We start from the raw sequence: 17,881 nt of genomic DNA, 5'->3' as shown, positions 1-17,881 counted from the left end.
AACCTCATGAACGCCAGTCCACTTTCCTGCTTCTGCAACATGAAAAATATAAGCTATTTTGAACACATTATGAAGGCTTTTCCTCGCCAATATTTCGATTCTTTAGTTCAGCAGTTTCAAGCCGATAAGTATTCAAAAGGCTTTACTTGCTGGCATCAATTGGTCTTTATGCTTTATGCTCAGTTGGCTGCTGTCCCCAGTTTACGTTCATTAGAAGCCAGCTTTAATTTTCATACTTCTCATCATCCTCGACTGGGTTGTCCCCCTGTTCGCCGTTCAACGTTATCCGATGCCAATGCTCGACGCTCTTGCGACATTTTCTTTCAAGTGGCTACACACCTCATGTCCTTCGTTTCTCGCCGTATCCGTAAAAACTACACGCATGCGCTATATCTCATTGATTCCACCAGTTTTACTCTGAAGGGCCGATATTTTGACCCATGGACGCGTTTATCTCGAAACGGCTTTACCCAAGGGATTAAATTGCATTTACTCTATAACGCTAATGTTTCATCACCGGTTGATTGTTCATTTACGCACGCAAACGTGAACGATTTGACTGAAGGGATGAAGCTCAATCTCGAAGAATATGCCACTTACGTTTTCGATAAAGGTTACTGTGACTATAACTGGTGGGCATCCTTTGAATCTAAGAATGCCCGTTTTGTGACCCGATTTAAGGATAATGTCAGCCTGTCCGTTGTCGAATCTCGCATCATCCCTGAGGATGATAAGGCGGTTATTCTTTCGGATGAAATGGTGAAGTTTAAGAATACTCATCCACGGGGAGGGAAAAGAAATTGGTACGTTCGTCCGTTAAGGAGAGTCACTGTCGCGCGCGAAGGTAATCCGGTCCCGCTGATTTTTGCCACAAATGATATTGAAAGTCCGGCCATTGAAATCGCCATGTTATATAAAAGCCGCTGGGAAATAGAGTTGTTTTTCAAGTGGATAAAACAGCATTTAAAGATAAAGCAATACTTAGGGCGCAGTTATAACGCAGTTCGTATACAGATATTAACGTCACTGATAGCCTATTTATTGTTATCGATTTATCGGCAAAAAAGTCAACCTCAAAAGAGTCTGTGGATATTGTTATCAGAAGTGAGAGGGGCCTTATTTCATCCAGTGAGTTTTGATGGGGGCTTAGCAAGAGAGCGACGAAGGAAAACCAACTTACTTATTGATAAGCAATTGGTTTTCCATTTTTGATATCTTTTTATTTATTCCGGACAGTAGTGCGTTTTCACGGGGATGACGGGGGGAGAATACTTGTGTATAAGAGACCAGTTTTTCAACGGGATGACGAGGGAGGTAATTTAATGATGATGAGGCTAATCATCACCTTAGGTTTATTACCCCCCTTAACTGGCAAGTATTACAGAACTATCCAACCAGCTTCTTGGTCATCGCCAGTAAGGTTTTCACATCTTCAGGGCGAGTATTGCCCGTCGCCGAATCAATGATAGAACTATAAATATGAGGAATGATTTTCTTCACGCCGGCATCCAGAGCAATCTTCAGAATCTCTTCGTAGTTCTCTAAATCAATACCACCGGTAGGCTCAAGGAAGAAGTCATGCTCGGCGCAGGCTTTGGCTACGCAGGCAAACTCTTCTTTATATTTCAGTCCGCTCATATTGAAGAACTTGATGGAGCTGGCGCCCATATCTTTCAGCATCGCAATCGCCGTTTCTACCGGAACAATGGCATCCGGGCTCTTAGAGCTTAGCGGACCGGTCGAGATTTTAACCAAGCCAACTTTTCCGGTTGGTGAGACCAAAGCATTCACTACGGTTTCATTTTGGCCTAACAGTGCACGGCTGGTGCCTGCACCGGTGAAAACCTGATTAACGTGCTGAGGCTGAACCACTTTAGAGATTTGAGAAACCATTTCAGACTGATTCGGGTCACCGGCACCCAGGCCGACAGACAGCGCGTTCTCGATATCATTGGCATACTTTTGCATATCTTCGATAGCGCTGGCTAAGTCAGGATAGTTTTTTGATAACACACCAACCACTACGTGACGTTCTGCCGCAGCATAAATGTCGCGAGCATTTTCACGAGAGCCGGCCAGAACGTTTAAGCAAACGCGGTCTTTATAATAGTTAGGACTTAATTTCATGATTTATGCTCCGGTAACAAGTTGACGAATAGAAGAAGAGATAACATCCAGCTGAGGTGCCGTTACGCTACGAACATCAGCTTCAACCTTTCCTTCATTCGCTTTGTATTCACGGAAATAAATTGCGGTGTCGCCCTGCTTTAGCTGAGCCATAATTTCAAAGGTATTTTTACCAATGGCTTTTTCATCAAAAGTAATTTCAGTTCTGGCAATATCACGGCCTGCGCCGTCCCAGACAACCTTGGCTGAAATACCGGCAATAGCGTTAAGATCGCGAATAAACGGCGTCATTTTCTCCACCATTTCTTGCCCGGTCTCTTTCTGTGCAGTCAGATAAACTTCAATCGCATGGGTCAGGCCAAGAATGCCTTCTTTACCAATCTTCATCGCACGGCCAATACCGTTAGTCTGGAGTTTAACCCACTCAACGTATTGTTTACGGCCGGTAACCAGACCGCTGGTTGGCCCTTCAATCGCTTTACCACCGCTATAGATAACCAGATCGGCACCCATATGATAATAAGCGGTTAAATCTTCTTCGGCAGCCGCATCAACGATTAGCGGAAGGTTATGTGCTTTGGCTACTGCCGCTGCATCAGCCACGGTCAGCATGCTTTTCTGTACCGTATGGTGAGATTTGATATACAGAATCGCCGCAGTCTGAGGCGTAATTTTGGCTGCAACATGCGCAGCATTACACTCATTGGCAAAGCCCGCTTCAATGACTTTACCGCCACCCAGCGACACCATGGTATCAACCGGTGCGCCGAAGTTAACGTTATGCCCTTTCGGCACAATAATTTCACGCGCAACCTGCTTATCAGAACTGTGCAGGTTCAACAGTAAATCAGCGTCATCTTTAATAATCACGGCGGCGACAGACTGAGCAATACCCGCAGATGCACTGGCAACCACCACCGCACCCTCGGTGCCTAATAGCTTAGCAATGTATTCGCCGGTCTTGTTGACCAGATCTTTAATCTCAAAGTAATGATTAAGACCGTAAGTGACCACATCGACCACTTCAGCTTTAGGCGTTGAAACACCCAGTATTGTCATCCGTCCTGATGCGTTAATGACATTTCTTAAATGATATTTCTCATAGATTGATTGCATAAATTAACTCGCCTTCTTTAGTTGCAATACATTCACCCGCCACAATCGCTGCGATGGGAATAAATCGTTGTTTTCCGGTTCTCTTTTGTCCGTCTGCGTCAGAAAGCTCAATATCACCGTCTTTAATATCAAAAACGGTAATGTCGCCGTCATAGCCGGCTTTCAGGTAACCTTTGCCTTTCAGGTGCAGCAAATCGGCCGCTTTAGAAGTAACGCAATCGAGAATCTGTTTTGGCGCAAAGCCCATGCATAAAAACTTGGTCATCACCGCAGCCAGGCTGTATACCGGCCCGTTAACGCGATTACGGTGATAGATATCAGAACTGATCAGATCGGGGTAGGTACCAATCCTCATCGCCTGCTCTGCAACGGCAAAGCTAAAGCTCTCACCGCCGTGGCCGACGTCCAGAATGACACCGCGGGCCAAAGCTCGTTGAATTGAAGGTTTCAGATTGCCTTCGGCATCTAAAATACGGTTAGGTTTACCGTTAAAACAGTGTGTGATGATATCGCCCTTATCCAGCAGATCGGCAATCTCATCTAAATTAGGCGGGTTATTACCGATATGAACCATCAGCGGCAGCCCGTTTTGCTTTTGCATTTCTTTCGCCCGCTCTAATGGCTTAATGCCATTCTCGCCGACGACGCTTTTACTCATGCGCGCTTTAATGCCCACCACGAATTCCGGGTGGCGTTTAGCTGCGGCCTGTAAACAATCATTATCAATGTTGTTCATATCCGACAGCTCATTTTGAGCAATGATGCCGATGCGTGAAATATTCAAAAACGAATAAACATTGGTTTTATATTTACCCGTTAATGAATAAAAATCGTCGACATCGTCAGCACCAACGCTACCGGCGTCAATAACCGTAGTCACGCCACAGGCAGCTCCGGCTAAATCCGGCTCATCATAATAAATCGGTGATGCCGGATAACAGTGAGTGTGAGCATCTATCCAGCCAGCACTGATAAAATACTTTCCGTTGAGGTCGATTTGCTTACCTGCCGTTTGATTACCAGCAACCGACGGACCTATTTCACGGATTTTCCCATCCGCAACGACAACGTCAACAACGTCGCCGCTAACCAGTTTTGCTTGCCTAATGATTAAATCATTCATGATATTTGCTCACCTCTCACTCTAACTAAAACGACTTATGCAGCGACTAGTGGGAAGAAATACCCGAATAGCATTGCACCTAAAATTGCACCACCCGCAACCGGCTTTTTCCACACGTAGAAAATCAGGGAGCCAATTAATGAACCCACGCCGATTGGAATTGATGCAGCCATGGCAGCAAGGATAATCAAAGGACCAAGAAAACGTCCTGAGGTATTACCCGCGCCCATCATGACATCGGCACCGTAAGTTGAGTTACCTTGGTTAACGGTAAACTTACGCGCCAAAATAATAACCAGACCAACTGCAACGCCTAAAATCATACCCGTGGCTAATGAGGCATAGAAGTTAGTCACCAGGAAGCCAAAGCCACCGGCTAACAGTAAAGCCGGAACGCCAAGACCCAGACCGGTCTGGATGGCACCACCGATATCCAAGATACCCACTAATGAGCCTTCGATAATCCGTGCAAACAGGAAGCTGGCACCAAACGCAGCAACTGCACCGTAAGTACCGGTATCAAGACCCGCGCGTAACATTGCAACGAAGGCGACTTCGTTGAATGCACCAAAACCATATACCACATACATATGTGTACCGGAGAAAACGCCGGCAGACAGCAAGCCTACGAAGATTGGAAATGTCCACTCTGCATACCAGGCATCACTTTTTAAATCTTTTGTTGTATCCATCATCAAATCCTAGTAATTAAATTTACTGGTATCGTTGATTAGTAGTATGACCAAGAGAGTTATTAAGCCTCTCCCGATAAATATTACTTACCGCTTAAAACGTTATGTACGTGCTGTAACCAGTCAGGTATGCCGATCATGAACGACTGAAGTAACTTGATATCGAAACCACGGAAGAAGCCGCTTAGTACGAACAGTGCGATAACCGCAACCATCATGGTTTTTGTGACTTTATTCCAGCCGTTATCATCTACGCCTTTACCAATCAGGATACCCAGTACTAAACCAGGAATGGCGTTGCCCATGATTAACTGAGCACAACCACCAAACAGGGTTGCCCAGAAACCAGAACGACGACCGGCATCCATTGCCGCAAGCCAGAAAATAACGGGCATCACGGTGTTAACCAGTAAGTTTGCAGCAGGCACTAATACGTTAGTTGCGGTGGTTTGCAGTGATGCAGGAACCGCTGAAGCAGTGGTATTCAGGAAGGCAACAACCAGCGCACCTACGATGCCACAGGCAATAGCCATCTTTTTAGGATTGTGTAATGTTTCAGCCACATTACGATTTCTGGTCATTATTGCAGCCGCACCCCAGTGAGGGATAATGCGGTGGTCAACGTCTTGAGTAAATGCACCCGCCGCAACGGATGATGCCCATGCGTTGAAGAAAAAGCCTAAACCGAATGAGAAGTGAGATGCAGGATCCCCTTCACAAGAGTTCAGCTCACCTAAGGTACGGAATGCACCCATGCCCTGAGTCGTCGGAGCATGGAACATACGTGCGGCACCGGCACCAAGGCCGAAACCGCAGAGACCGCCGATAATTAATGACTTTATCAGGATCTCAAAAACGGAATAAGTGGTAGTAGCATCCATCAGTTTTTCCTCTAAAACACTTCAGCCAATTGATCAAACCGGTGTGAAATGAATCTCTTGCACATTAAGCAATGTCACATCTAATGAAACATCTAAAACAACGGAATAAAGTTCGCGCTTACGAGGTAAAAAAACAAACAGGAACTTCTCGGTAGACGCTTTTACGCTAGCGCTAACGATCTCAACGTCTTGGGGTTCAATACGTAGAATAATATTACTGCTGCCTTTTAAGACCGTACGCTGCACAGCATTTAATGCATCTGCGATAGCTTTTTGCTTGGTATCGCCCTTGCCGCTAACGCGTACCGATGTTTTAAGATGTTCTTTCATTATGCGTTGCCGTATTTTTTATTGAATGCTTTAACCAGACGCTCGCCCAGCTCTTCTTTATCCATAAAACCAAAGCCTAATACCGTACAGCCGTCAGCAATAGCCGTTTCACCTTCTTCGATAGAACGCATACCGTGACGCACTTTGTAGCCATATTTGTTTTGAGCTGTAATCGCACCGGCACCGCCGCTGCCACAGAAAGAGATACCTAAGTCAGCTTTTTCAGCATTCATGATATCGCCCAGTTTCATGTCCGCAGCAACACCCGGAATCACGATGGCTTTACCGCCAGCAGATTCAACGCCTGCGCCAACTTTTTGCCCTTTACCTAAACGATCACCGATAACAACGAGGATTTCTTTCATCTATTTTTCTCCAAAAAATTATGTATTTGAACGTGCTATTTCGAAATGAACAGACAATAAATAGGCTTCTTCAATCGGTAGACCCGATAAAGTATTTACTGCACGTTCTGCTAATTGCATTGACTCGGAAGAAATCTCTTCAAACAGAGATCTATCAACTTCAGGCAATGGCTCGCCTGTTTTAGCTCTAAGAACCATGGCCTTAACGTGAGACTCCAACATTTGCTGTTGAACATCTGTGGTATAAGCCCCTTCTTCTTTCAGCCAACCATCAATAATCATCAGAAGCTCTTTTGTTACTTCTGTTGGTTCGAGGTTGTCTTCTACCATGTTGAAACGAATATGACTTTCACTCATCAATCTTATCTCTTATCAAATACGATAATTATGGACGAATATATTAATTCTGCCGTTCAATACGCAAAAGAACGCTAGATTATTCGACCGACTAAAAAGAAATATGCCGGAACTCAGTAACCCGATTGTTGAGTGACTCAAAATAGGCCGGCCACTCTGCTGATTTCTCCGATGAGGCCACCCTACACACTTTAATTTATTCTTTGTAGACCGACTTTTTCCGGTTCAAAGTGGAAATAAAGTGGAAGAAAGCGTTGTATGATGAGTGCAAAGTGGAAGTAACTGGCAATGAGGAGTAGAGATAGAGGTGAATAAAAAACGCTCAGCTACCGGCCGTAAGGTAAAAATAGTAACCAATTGAATAATAAGTAATTAAAAACCAATTCAGCCGCGTAAAACGGGTGATTCCAGACAAAAAAATAGCGCCTTTTTAGGCGCTATTTTCTCAATAATTTAACTAGCCACGCTTGGTCTGTGTGGTCCTTCTGGAAGGACTTCTGGAAGCAGGTCTTTGGCTATGTTTCTTCACCGCGCGACGAATTTGATTTGCTTTCGTGCGACGGCGATCACGTTCCACCGGAATCTTACTTTCGGTTTCAGGCGCCAGATCCACCAGCTTACGCAGATAATTAATCGCGCTTAGCTCAAGCTCGGTATATCCGCCACGAGGCAAACCTTTCGGCAGGCCAAGGTCACCATAACGAACCCGAATCAGGCGGCTAACCTGAACATCAACCGCTTCCCATAAGCGACGCACCTCACGGTTACGCCCTTCAGTCAGGGTGACGTTATACCATTGGTTGATACCTTCTCCGCCCTGGAAGCTGATAGTCTTAAATGAGGCCATCCCGTCTTCCAACTGGACGCCTTTTCTAAGCTGCTTAAGCTTATCTTCGTCAACCAGACCGAATACCCGTACCGCATATTCCCGCTCAACCTCCCGGCTAGGGTGCATTAAGCGGTTTGCCAGTTCACCGTCAGTGGTAAATAGCATCAGGCCTGAAGTGTTAACGTCCAGACGACCAACCGCAATCCAGCGGGCACCGCGCATTTTAGGTAAACGATCAAATACCGTCGGACGGCCTTCCGGATCTTTACGCGTACAGAGCTCACCTTCAGGTTTGTAGTAGGCTAAAACCCGACAAATGTCCTCTTCCGCTTCACGGATAGCCACAACATGTCCGTCAATACGTACTTTAGTCGATGCGGTAACTTCAATGCGATCGCCAAGGGTCGCTATTTTACCGTCAACGCTGATGCGGCCGGCTTGAATAATAGCTTCAATTTCCCGACGAGAACCATGGCCTGAGTTAGCCAAAACTTTTTGTAACTTTTCGCTCATTGAGCAACCTCTTTTGTCGCCTTCACAGGCGTCAGATATGGGGGATGAATAAAATGTTGGAGCATTTGTACCGGATAATACCTTATGCGCCCGTCCCCATCAACGGAACGGAGTAGGATCGCCTGCCCCTTCACGAATAACAACCGGCGAATCATCCGTCAGGTCAACCACCGTTGTTGGCTGTTGCCCCAGATAACCACCGTTAATAATTAAGTCGACGTGCTTAGATAAAGTATCCCGAATCTCTTCAGGATCGGACTCAGCAAAATCATTACCCGGCAGCATCAGGGTGGTTGACATTAGTGGCGCATTTAACTCGCCCAATAACGCCAAAGCAATCGGATTAGAGGGTACGCGTAATCCGATAGTTTTACGCTTGTCATTCATCAGCCGGCGTGGAACTTCTTTCGTCGCTTTCAAAATAAACGTGTAGTTGCCCGGCGTATTATTTTTAATTAAGCGAAATGCCTTATTATCCACGTGAGCATAGGTCGACAATTCCGACAGGTCACGGCAAACCAGCGTAAAGTTATGGTTGTCATCCAACTTACGGATACGACAAATGCGCTCCATGGCATGCTTTTCTTCTAACATGCAACCTAACGCATAACCAGAATCAGTCGGATAGACAATGACCCCGCCTTTACGTAAAAATTCGACCGACTGGCTAATCAGCCTCGGTTGGGGATTATCCTGATGGATATAAAAAAACTGACTCATAGGAACTCCTTTAACGCTTATCTGCAGTCAAGGTCAATAACTACAAAAACTAAACCGCCTTGCGGCCATTTAGCTGAATATAATATTGTGAGCGGATTATTTAAACCAATCCTGCCACACCGGAATAACCTTGTCCGGTAAGGATAACCGGCGGCCTAATTCAAGCCATGCACAAGGGAAATGAAAGTCAGACCCTTGAGAAGCCAACAGCTGGTATTCCTCGGCATATCGGGCTAACTGAGTACGTTCATCCGGCGCCTGCTGACACTGAGCCACTTCTATTGCCTCACCGCCAGCCTGCTTAAAATCAATAATCAGGCGCCTTAACCACTTGGGAGATAAATCATAACGAGCCGGATGGGCTAAAACGGCCTGCCCGCCGGCAAGATGAATAGCCTCAACGGCATCGCTAATTGTACACCATTGCGGCGGTACATAGCCCGTTTTCCCTTTCGCCAGATATTTTTTAAATACCTGAGCCATATTGGGTGCCTTACCAATCTCGACTAAATAGCGGGCGAAATGGGCGCGGGTAATGCCTGCATCACCGGCAAAAGCTTTAGCACCGGCCAACGCATCGGGAATCTGATGCTTCTCTAGCCGCCGGGCAATCTCTTCTGCCCTAATCTGCCGCCTTCCGGCCTGATCTGCCAATAAGGCAATCATCGCTGGAGATTGCGGATCAATCCCTAGACCGACGATATGAATATCAAAGTTTTCCCAAACGGTAGAAATTTCAACGCCGTTCACCAGCCGCAGTGGTAAAGCCTGCTGGATAATTGCCTGATGAGCCTCTTCCAACCCGGCCGTGGTATCGTGATCGGTAATAGCTAACACGCTAACCCGCATCTCTACCGCCCTGGCAACCAACTGTGCAGGGGTAAGCATGCCGTCAGAAGCCAAAGTATGGCTATGAAGATCGTAAATGGGAAACCGGGGCATTTCCGCCGGGGCGTTATCAGGGCTATCTAAGGGTATGTCGGTCAAAAGAGGTCCGGAGTAAAATTTATCAGTGCTGAATTCAACGGGTATCAATACCTGAAAAGGTGGTCAATACCATAACGGGCTATATCATAGCGCTTTACTCAGGTTAACCATAATGGTTAATCAGATATTATTGTGATTTAGGGGCTGCTGTGGCCCTTGGCGGTTAATTAGCCGTCTCCTCAACCGCCATCCTAACTACTCAGTCGTCATCTTGTCGCCAACGGCCACCCTAACTACGCAATCGTCATCTCGCCGCCAACTTCAATCCCGTTGAAAAATGGGATCCAGTCCTTGAATTTGACCTTGGCCCTAGCAGTAAAGTCAAAAGACTAAGGTCAACTGCTGGATCCCGTTTTTCAACGGGATGACGACCTTGAGGGATAGGAATATAAGGTCAAGGTCAAGGTCAAGGTCAAGGTCAAGGTCAAAAACAACGACAACGACAACGACAACGACAACGACAACGACAACGATTATGGCAATGGCAATGGCAATGGCAATGGCAATGGCAATGGCAATGGCAACTTATTACTAATCATAGAGATAATCATCTGATTCTCGAAAATCCCACAAAATTAAAAGAAACTGCGAATCCTATCCGGTATTCTTAGTTCACCTTCGATATAATCACGCCAATTTCCTGCTAAACGGTAACTTAAACTATGGATTATCAACTTGATCTTGACTGGGATGACTTTCTGAAAAATTACTGGCAAAAACGCCCGGTGGTTTTAAAGAACGTTTTCAAAAATTTTATTGATCCAATCTCCCCTGATGAGTTAGCAGGATTAGCCATGGAAAACGAGGTTGACAGTCGTCTGGTCAGTCAACCAAACGGACACTGGCAGGCCAGCAATGGTCCTTTTGAAAGTTATGACCACTTGGGTGAGAAAGGCTGGTCGTTGCTGGTTCAGGCCGTTAACCACTGGCACGCACCTTCGGCTGCGCTGGTTAAACCTTTCCGCAAACTCCCTGACTGGCGCCTGGACGATCTGATGATATCCTTCTCCGTTCCCGGCGGTGGCGTTGGCCCGCATATCGATAACTACGACGTCTTTATCGTACAGGGAATGGGTAGCCGTCGCTGGCGCGTAGGCGATGTTAACCAGTCGCTGAAACAATATTGCCCTCACCCGGCGTTGCTTCACGTTGAGCCTTTTGAACCCATCATCGATGAAGATCTGGAAACCGGCGACGTTCTGTATATTCCGCCAGGATTCCCGCACGACGGATTTACTCATGAAACAGCGATGAACTACTCTATCGGTTTTCGCGGACCTAACGGTCGCGATCTGATGAGCAGCTTTGCCGACTATGTGCTGGAGCAAGACTTGGGGGGCGAACACTATAGCGACCCGGACCTGACACTCAGAGAGCACCCGGCGGAAGTTCAGCCTTACGAGCTTGAACGTCTGCGTACCATGATGACCGACTTAGTCAATCAGCCTGAAGAATTTAACCAGTGGTTTGGGCGCTTTATTACCCTATCGCGCCATGAGCTTGATTTAGCACCCGCGGAGCCGCCTTATCGTTCAGATGAGATTTATGACTCTATCGTGCAGGGCGAGAATCTGATTCGTTTGAGCGGAATTCGTGTTCTGCGGGTCGGTGACAATTGCTACGTCAACGGTGAACTGATAGACACTGACTTTATCGATGCGGCTGATGCAATGTGCCGTTATCCGTTAATCGGTCAAAAAGAGTTGGGTGAAGCACTGGAAGATCCGGCCTTCGTTGCGGTACTCGCTAACTTCGTTAACAGCGGTTACTGGTATTTTAACGACTAGTAGTCGTGTTTATTTAACTGAATGACCTCTGTCGTCACCCCGGCTTTCACCGGGGTGACGAGAGGGAAAACCCCGCTAGAAGTTACCTCATCGTCTGGCTAGCCAGTCACCAACGCCTTCACCGGCTCATCAAACGTCCCGTTATCCTTATCCACGGCAAAGCAGGCTATCAAATGGTGGTTATAATTTTTTAACGCCGGTTGAACATGAAAACAGTGATCAAAAGCCCGGCGACAGCGGGCATTAAAAGCACAGCCCTTCGGCGGATTTAACGGACTAGGTAGTTCACCCACCAGCTTAATTCGCTCACGGCGGGCATCAGGATTCAGACGTGGCGTAGCCGATAACAGGGCCTGAGTATAAGGATGCTGTGGGTTATTAAAGATCTGGTCTTTGGTTCCCTGCTCCACGCAGCGCCCTAAATACATCACCATAACCTCGTCGGCAATATGCTCAACCACTGAAAGATCATGAGAGATAAACACGTAAGACAAGCCCAAATCTTGCTGTAAATCCATCATCAGATTAAGCACCTGCGCCCTGACGGAAACGTCCAGTGCGGAAACGGGCTCATCGGCAATCATAATTTCCGGATTTAGCATCAGGCCTCTGGCGATGGCAATACGCTGACGCTGCCCGCCGGAGAACATATGCGGATAACGGTCGTAATGTTCAGTCTTAAGGCCAACCTTGGCCATAATAGCCTGAGCCCGCTCTCGCCGTTCAGGGCGAGAGAGCGGAGTATTAATTAGCAAAGGCTCTTCAAGGATATCGCCGACCTTTTTTCGCGGGTTGAGCGAAGCATAAGGATTCTGAAAAACAATCTGAATTTTTTGACGACGTAACTTTTGGGCTACCGGGTCATGCATCAGAATATCTTTTCCCTGATAGTAGATCTCGCCGGCAGTGGGCGGTTCTATCATGGTTAGCAGTCGGCCTAAGGTAGATTTACCACAACCGGACTCACCAACCACTGCCAGCGTTTTTCCGCGCTCCAGCGTAAAAGAGACGCCGTCGAGTGATTTAACCTGCTGCATGGGTGAAAACAGCCCGCCTTTGACGGAATAATATTTTTTCAGTCCAATCGCCTGTAACAAAGGTACATGCTGACTCATAGTGTTGGTCTCCCCTGATCGTCGAGCGGTGTATGACACTTGACCTGACGCCGGGCTTCACCGCGCAGTTCAGGTTCTTGCTGACGGCAACGGTCTGTGGCATAGGCGCAGCGCGGGCTTAACAGGCAGCCTTGAGGACGATCGTATTTACCGGGTACCACGCCTGACAGCGAGACTAATCGGCTCTTTTCTCCGGCAAATTCAGGCAATGCTCTTAACAGTGCCTGCGTATACGGATGTCGGGGAGTTTTAAATATTTGGTCAGCCTTGCCGCTTTCCATTACCTGTCCGGCATACATCACAATAATATGCTGTGCCGCTTCGGCTACCAGAGCCAAGTCGTGAGTAATCAATATCAACGCCATATTCTCACGCTGCTGTAGCGCTAACAGCAGTTCGATAATCTGAGCCTGAATGGTGACATCCAGCGCAGTTGTCGGTTCATCGGCAATCAACAGCTGCGGACGACAGGCAATAGCCATCGCAATCATCACTCGCTGGCTCATGCCGCCGGAAAGCTGATGAGGATAGTTATCCAGCCGTGACTCAGGGGCCGGAATACCGACCTGAGTCAGTAAATCAATCGCTCGCTGGTAACGCGTTTTTCGGTTGCCCCCCTGATGTACCTTTAGCGCTTCCATAATCTGATAGCCCACGGTATAGCAAGGATTAAGGCTGGTCATCGGGTCCTGAAATATCATCGCAATTTCATCCCCCACCAGCTGACGGCGCTCTTTTTCTGAAATGTGCTGTAAATCCCGTCCGTCAAAATGCAGTCCTTCAGCCATCACTTTGCCGGGGTAATCAATCAGCCCCATAATTGCCAGTGAGCTCACTGATTTTCCAGAACCGGACTCACCAACAATGCCGACCACTTCCCCTCTTTCAACGCTGTAACTCACTCGGTCAACGGCCTTGAACGGAGCATGACCTTCACCGAAGTGAACGGATAGTTGATCAATGTCTAATAGTGCCATTTCTCACTCCGCTTAATGTTTAAGTTTAGGGTCGAGCGCATCACGCAGCCCGTCCCCCATCAGATTAAAGGCCAGCACGGTAAACAAAATAGCCAGACCGGGGAATGTCACTACCCACCACGCACTTTGGGCAAACTGTAAAACCGAAGAGAGCATCGTTCCCCACTCCGGCGTTGGTGGCTGAGCACCCATACCGAGGAAACCCAGCGCAGCCATATCTAAAATTGCATTAGAAAAACCCAGGGATGCCTGAACAATCAGCGGAGCTAAACAGTTAGGTAAGATATTGATAAACATCTGACGTAAAGGCCCGGCCCCGGCGACTTTAGAGGCAGTCACATAGTCACGGTTAACCTCAGAAAGCACCGCCGCCCGGGTTAAGCGCACATAGTGAGGCAGAGCGACAAAAGTCAGCGCTAAAGAGGCATTGATAATCGAAGGGCCGAACACAGCCACCAGTACCAAAGCCAGTAACAGGCTTGGTAGTGCCAACATAATGTCGGCCAGGCGCATAATGGCAATATCGATAATTCCGCCGACATAGCCGGCAATCAGCCCTAAAACCACGCCGAGTATCAGCGATAGCGTAACCACCAAACAGCCGACCAATAACGATAAACGGGCGCCATACATTAACCGAGTCAGAATATCCCGCCCGACGTCATCGGTACCGAGGATATGGCGCATGCTTCCGCCCTCCTGCCATGCGGGCGGGGTCAGCAACGAGTCCCGGAACTGCTCTGCCGGCAAATAAGGCGCAAGCCACTGTGCTCCAACGGCAATGATCAGCATAATAATGATATAAATCATTCCGACAACCGCGCCTTTATTGCGTTTGAAGTAATACCAGAACTCTTGCAATGGCGTCATCGGCTTTGGGGCAGAAACGGTAATTTCAGTCATGGAATGCCCCTTATTTTCTATAGCGAATACGCGGATTAACCACGCCGTAGAGCAGGTCTACCAGCAGGTTGATCAAAATAATCATGGTGGCGACTAAAAATACTCCGCCTTGAATCACCGGATAGTCCCGGCGCTGTAGGCCGTCAACCAGCCAGCGGCCTAAACCCGGCCACGAGAAAATGGTTTCTGTCAGAATGGCACCGGCCAGCAGCGTTCCGATCTGCAAACCGATAATGGTAACCACCGGCAGCAGCGCATTGCGTAATGCATGGATAATAATGACCCGCAGGCGCCCTAGCCCTTTGGCTCTGGCAGTACGAATATAGTCTTCGCCCAACACTTCCAGCATCGAAGAGCGAGTCATACGGACAATGACGGCTAAAGGAATGGTTCCCAGTACCAGCGAAGGTAAAATCAGGTGATGTACCGCATTCCAGAAGTCTCCGGTCTCACCGAACAGCAAGGTATCAACCAGCATCAGGCCGGTCAGCGGCTGGCTGGTATCAAGAAAGATATAATCGCTTATCCGGCCGGATACTGGCGTCAGGTCGAGCTGAACGGAAACCAGCATAATCAGCATCATGCCCCACCAAAAAATCGGCATGGAATAACCGGTTAAAGAGAGGCTGACCGAAATATGGTCGAAGACTGAACCGCGTTTAACCGCAGCCAAAACGCCAACAGGAATACCCACCACAATGGCAAATAGCATGGCGCAGAACCCAAGCTCAGTGGTTGCCATAAAACGCGGAACGAATTCATCCCAGACAGGAATACGAGTATTAATCGATATACCCAGATCGCCGCGTAATAAGTTGCCGATATAATGGAAATATTGCTCATATAAAGGCTTATCCAGCCCCAGTTCAGCCATCATTTGAGCATGACGCTCAGGAGACAACCCCCGTTCTCCGGCCATAATCAGCACCGGGTCGCCGGGAATTAAATGAATAAATGCGAAGCTTAATAGTGTTATTCCGATAAATGTCGGAATAACCAGTCCGAAACGTCGAAGAATGAATTGCAGCATAATGGCAATCTCGGTAGTTATTATAATTCAGCCATTACGTAGATTTCGTCCGCCAGTAGTCAGTCTCCGGCCAGGCCCAGATGCCCCGGCAACGTTTATCATACTCACGTAAAGATCAACGATAGAGATTAATACTGATTAGCAAATAACAGTATTGCCCTTCGCCGCGTGGAAATAACAAAACCGGACAATGCACTACACTCATAGCGGCAAAATATACGCAGCGCTTTATTAGTCCCCCGTGATAACCAATTAGCTATCACGGGGTGATACCACTTATTTATTGATTTCAGCGGTAGCAAATGAATGTCTGCGACCGTCGATCAGGTAGCCTTTAACCTCTTTGCGTACCGGTTCTGACACCGTCGAGTGAGCAATCATCAGCGCCGGAGCCTGGTCATGCATAACCACCTGAGCTTGCTTATACAGCTCGATACGTTTGTTATGATCAGGTTCAACCCGCGCCTGTTGAATTAAGTCTTCAAACGGCTTGTAGCACCAGCGGGCATAGTTAGAACCGTCTTTAGCGGCAGCACAGCTGAACAGGGTGGCGAAGAAGTTATCCGGATCCCCGTTATCACCGGTCCAACCGAGCAACAGTGCCTGATGTTCACCATTCTTAGCGCGCTTCAGATACTCACCCCACTCATAGGTCACGATATTGGCTTTTACCCCAATTGCCGCCCAGTCAGACTGGATCATTTCAGCCATACGGCGAGCATTCGGGTTATAAGGGCGTTGAACCGGCATCGCCCATAGGTCAATGGTGAAGCCATCGGCCAGACCCGCCTCTTTCAACAACTCTTTAGCACGGGCCGGATCGTATGCGTAATCCTGCACCTCATCGTTATATGACCACATTGTTGGCGGAATCAGGTTTTTAGCCGGCTGACCGGCACCCTGGAATACCGCATCAATAATTGATTTTTTATTCACCGCCATGCTGAGTGCCTGACGTACTTTTTGGTTATCCAACGGCTTTTTGGTCATATTGAACGCCAGATAGCCGATATTGAGCCCTGCTTTTTGTTGCAGAACGATATCTTTATCCTGTTTCATTTTTTCCAAATCGGCCGGATTTGGATACGGCATTACCTGACATTCATTTTTCTGAATTTTGGCATAACGCACTGAAGCGTCCGGCGTGATTGAGAAAACTAAGCGATCAATTTTTGGCTTAGTGCCCCAATAGTTATCAAATGCTTTAAACAGAATACGAGCATCTTTTTGATATTGAACTAATTCAAACGGACCGGTGCCAATCGGCACTAAATCGATCTGCTCAGGCGTGCCGGCTTTCATCATTGCGTCAGCATATTCAGCAGAGAAAATAGATGCGAAGTCCATCGCAATATCAGCAATAAATGGGGCTTCAGGACGCGTTAAGACGATCTTAACCGTATGGTCATCGACCTTCTCGACGCTTTGAATCAACTCTTTCATGCCCATATCACCAAAATAGGCATAGTTGCCGCCAGACACTTTGTGATACGGATGGTTATCATCTTTCTGACGCATAAATGAGAACACCACGTCATCGGCATTAAAATCACGCGTTGGTTTAAAATTCTTATTACTTTGGAACTTCACCCCTTGCCGTAAATGGAAGGTATAAGTTTTACCATCGTCACTGACTTCCCACTTTTCAGCCAGACCGGGAATAACCTCAGTCCCGCCGATTTTGAACTCCACTAACCGGTTATAGATCGGCAGTGAGCTGGCATCAAATGTGGTACCGCTGGTATATAGCTGTGGACTAAAACCTTCCGGAGAGCCTTCTGAACAATAGACTAAAGTATTTGCCTGAGCTGCGGCAACTAAGCCCAGCGCTGCCAGACCAATACTAAAATTGAGTAACTTCTTCTTCATTATAAACTCCCACAATATATAGGACGTTATGTGCTGGCTGTGTTTGCTGTCGGTTAATAGACATGCTGTTATCGCAGGTATCGTTGTTTCCTCACCACGCCCTTGGGTATGGCAGATTCAACTCCCTTAAAAAAAACATTCCATTAACATTTACGCAAAT

At 47.4% G+C, this 17,881-nt stretch carries 18 protein-coding genes; 2 read left to right on the top strand and 16 right to left on the bottom strand.

The genetic code is table 11. The features are described 5' to 3' along the window. Window positions 1-1,212 (top strand): IS4 family transposase (locus tag YWE_RS27100; protein WP_154661410.1); only part of this gene is annotated, 1,212 nt, incomplete at its 5' end. Window positions 1,213-1,386: 174 nt separating this feature from the next. On the opposite strand, the gene dagF is transcribed toward YWE_RS27100, so the two are convergent. From dagF to rnm, 11 genes are all read right to left on the bottom strand, one after another. Then, entirely contained in the window at window positions 1,387-2,127 is a 741-nt protein-coding gene (gene dagF / locus YWE_RS0111200) for a 2-dehydro-3-deoxy-phosphogluconate aldolase (protein WP_029094613.1), read from the bottom strand. A 3-nt stretch (window positions 2,128-2,130) separates the two neighbouring features. Next, a complete protein-coding gene (locus YWE_RS0111195; protein ID WP_029094612.1) occupies window positions 2,131-3,243 on the bottom strand; it encodes a DgaE family pyridoxal phosphate-dependent ammonia lyase in 1,113 nt (370 codons plus the stop codon). Next, on the bottom strand, window positions 3,227-4,366 hold the full coding sequence (locus tag YWE_RS0111190) for an amidohydrolase/deacetylase family metallohydrolase (protein WP_029094611.1): 1,140 nt from the start codon (window positions 4,364-4,366) through the stop codon (window positions 3,227-3,229). The genes YWE_RS0111195 and YWE_RS0111190 overlap by 17 nt, the downstream gene beginning before the upstream one ends. Window positions 4,367-4,401: 35 nt before the next feature. Beyond that, window positions 4,402-5,058, bottom strand: a complete 657-nt coding sequence (locus YWE_RS0111185; protein WP_029094610.1) for a DUF4310 family protein — start codon at window positions 5,056-5,058, stop codon at window positions 4,402-4,404. A gap of 83 nt (window positions 5,059-5,141) precedes the next feature. Continuing rightward, a complete protein-coding gene (locus YWE_RS0111180) occupies window positions 5,142-5,939 on the bottom strand; it encodes a DUF4311 domain-containing protein (RefSeq protein ID WP_029094609.1) in 798 nt (265 codons plus the stop codon). 33 nt (window positions 5,940-5,972) lie between these two features. Continuing rightward, window positions 5,973-6,269, bottom strand: coding sequence for a DUF4312 family protein (locus YWE_RS0111175; protein WP_029094608.1), 297 nt, complete (start codon window positions 6,267-6,269; stop codon window positions 5,973-5,975). Next, window positions 6,269-6,634, bottom strand: a complete 366-nt coding sequence (locus YWE_RS0111170; protein ID WP_029094607.1) for an SFCGS family glycine-rich protein — start codon at window positions 6,632-6,634, stop codon at window positions 6,269-6,271. Before YWE_RS0111170 ends, YWE_RS0111175 begins: the two co-directional genes overlap by 1 nt. An 18-nt stretch (window positions 6,635-6,652) precedes the next feature. Beyond that, entirely contained in the window at window positions 6,653-6,991 is a 339-nt protein-coding gene (locus YWE_RS0111165) for a hypothetical protein (RefSeq protein WP_029094606.1), read from the bottom strand. 457 nt (window positions 6,992-7,448) lie between these two features. After that, window positions 7,449-8,333, bottom strand: a complete 885-nt coding sequence (gene rluB / locus YWE_RS0111160) for a 23S rRNA pseudouridine(2605) synthase RluB (protein WP_029094605.1) — start codon at window positions 8,331-8,333, stop codon at window positions 7,449-7,451. Between the two features lie 99 nt (window positions 8,334-8,432). After that, complete coding sequence (locus tag YWE_RS0111155) at window positions 8,433-9,053, bottom strand: L-threonylcarbamoyladenylate synthase (protein WP_029094604.1); 621 nt, start codon at window positions 9,051-9,053, stop codon at window positions 8,433-8,435. Between the two features lie 96 nt (window positions 9,054-9,149). Further along, the gene (rnm, locus tag YWE_RS0111150; RefSeq protein ID WP_029094603.1) at window positions 9,150-9,995 is read right to left on the bottom strand and encodes an RNase RNM; all 846 of its coding nucleotides are present in this window, start codon (window positions 9,993-9,995) and stop codon (window positions 9,150-9,152) included. A gap of 707 nt (window positions 9,996-10,702) precedes the next feature. On the opposite strand from rnm, the gene YWE_RS0111145 reads away from it, so the two are divergent. Continuing rightward, on the top strand, window positions 10,703-11,827 hold the full coding sequence (locus YWE_RS0111145) for a ribosomal protein uL16 3-hydroxylase (RefSeq protein ID WP_029094602.1): 1,125 nt from the start codon (window positions 10,703-10,705) through the stop codon (window positions 11,825-11,827). Window positions 11,828-11,925: 98 nt separating this feature from the next. Here the strand turns inward: YWE_RS0111145 and dppF are convergent, their stop codons facing one another. The 5 genes from dppF to dppA form a co-directional block, all read right to left on the bottom strand. Then, window positions 11,926-12,942: a dipeptide ABC transporter ATP-binding subunit DppF gene (dppF, locus tag YWE_RS0111140; RefSeq protein ID WP_029094601.1), complete on the bottom strand. Its 1,017-nt coding sequence runs from the start codon at window positions 12,940-12,942 to the stop codon at window positions 11,926-11,928. Further along, window positions 12,939-13,919 carry a dipeptide ABC transporter ATP-binding protein gene (gene dppD, locus YWE_RS0111135; RefSeq protein ID WP_029094600.1) on the bottom strand — a complete coding sequence of 327 codons (981 nt, stop codon included), beginning with the start codon at window positions 13,917-13,919 and terminating at the stop codon, window positions 12,939-12,941. Before dppD ends, dppF begins: the two co-directional genes overlap by 4 nt. A 12-nt stretch (window positions 13,920-13,931) precedes the next feature. Further along, a complete protein-coding gene (dppC, locus tag YWE_RS0111130) occupies window positions 13,932-14,822 on the bottom strand; it encodes a dipeptide ABC transporter permease DppC (RefSeq protein WP_029094599.1) in 891 nt (296 codons plus the stop codon). Between the two features lie 10 nt (window positions 14,823-14,832). After that, window positions 14,833-15,852, bottom strand: a complete 1,020-nt coding sequence (gene dppB, locus YWE_RS0111125) for a dipeptide ABC transporter permease DppB (RefSeq protein ID WP_029094598.1) — start codon at window positions 15,850-15,852, stop codon at window positions 14,833-14,835. 276 nt (window positions 15,853-16,128) lie between these two features. Beyond that, window positions 16,129-17,721, bottom strand: a complete 1,593-nt coding sequence (dppA, locus tag YWE_RS0111120) for a dipeptide ABC transporter periplasmic-binding protein DppA (protein ID WP_036015782.1) — start codon at window positions 17,719-17,721, stop codon at window positions 16,129-16,131. Between the last annotated feature and the right edge of the window lie 160 nt (window positions 17,722-17,881).

The organism is Budvicia aquatica DSM 5075 = ATCC 35567, from assembly GCF_000427805.1.
Lineage (GTDB): Bacteria > Pseudomonadota > Gammaproteobacteria > Enterobacterales > Enterobacteriaceae > Budvicia > Budvicia aquatica.
Note: the sequence above shows the minus strand (reverse complement) of the source record. Positions and strands in the feature narration are given on the sequence as shown.

What these genes read in the sequence shown, in the direction of transcription:
- dagF (WP_029094613.1), bottom strand. Translation starts at nt 2,127, where the DNA reads ATGAAATTAAGTCCTAACTATTATAAAGACCGCGTTTGCTTAAACGTT.
- YWE_RS0111195 (WP_029094612.1), bottom strand. Translation starts at nt 3,243, where the DNA reads ATGCAATCAATCTATGAGAAATATCATTTAAGAAATGTCATTAACGCA.
- YWE_RS0111190 (WP_029094611.1), bottom strand. Translation starts at nt 4,366, where the DNA reads ATGAATGATTTAATCATTAGGCAAGCAAAACTGGTTAGCGGCGACGTT.
- YWE_RS0111185 (WP_029094610.1), bottom strand. Translation starts at nt 5,058, where the DNA reads ATGGATACAACAAAAGATTTAAAAAGTGATGCCTGGTATGCAGAGTGG.
- YWE_RS0111180 (WP_029094609.1), bottom strand. Translation starts at nt 5,939, where the DNA reads ATGGATGCTACTACCACTTATTCCGTTTTTGAGATCCTGATAAAGTCA.
- YWE_RS0111175 (WP_029094608.1), bottom strand. Translation starts at nt 6,269, where the DNA reads ATGAAAGAACATCTTAAAACATCGGTACGCGTTAGCGGCAAGGGCGAT.
- YWE_RS0111170 (WP_029094607.1), bottom strand. Translation starts at nt 6,634, where the DNA reads ATGAAAGAAATCCTCGTTGTTATCGGTGATCGTTTAGGTAAAGGGCAA.
- YWE_RS0111165 (WP_029094606.1), bottom strand. Translation starts at nt 6,991, where the DNA reads ATGAGTGAAAGTCATATTCGTTTCAACATGGTAGAAGACAACCTCGAA.
- rluB (WP_029094605.1), bottom strand. Translation starts at nt 8,333, where the DNA reads ATGAGCGAAAAGTTACAAAAAGTTTTGGCTAACTCAGGCCATGGTTCT.
- YWE_RS0111155 (WP_029094604.1), bottom strand. Translation starts at nt 9,053, where the DNA reads ATGAGTCAGTTTTTTTATATCCATCAGGATAATCCCCAACCGAGGCTG.
- rnm (WP_029094603.1), bottom strand. Translation starts at nt 9,995, where the DNA reads ATGCCCCGGTTTCCCATTTACGATCTTCATAGCCATACTTTGGCTTCT.
- YWE_RS0111145 (WP_029094602.1), top strand. Translation starts at nt 10,703, where the DNA reads ATGGATTATCAACTTGATCTTGACTGGGATGACTTTCTGAAAAATTAC.
- dppF (WP_029094601.1), bottom strand. Translation starts at nt 12,942, where the DNA reads ATGAGTCAGCATGTACCTTTGTTACAGGCGATTGGACTGAAAAAATAT.
- dppD (WP_029094600.1), bottom strand. Translation starts at nt 13,919, where the DNA reads ATGGCACTATTAGACATTGATCAACTATCCGTTCACTTCGGTGAAGGT.
- dppC (WP_029094599.1), bottom strand. Translation starts at nt 14,822, where the DNA reads ATGACTGAAATTACCGTTTCTGCCCCAAAGCCGATGACGCCATTGCAA.
- dppB (WP_029094598.1), bottom strand. Translation starts at nt 15,852, where the DNA reads ATGCTGCAATTCATTCTTCGACGTTTCGGACTGGTTATTCCGACATTT.
- dppA (WP_036015782.1), bottom strand. Translation starts at nt 17,721, where the DNA reads ATGAAGAAGAAGTTACTCAATTTTAGTATTGGTCTGGCAGCGCTGGGC.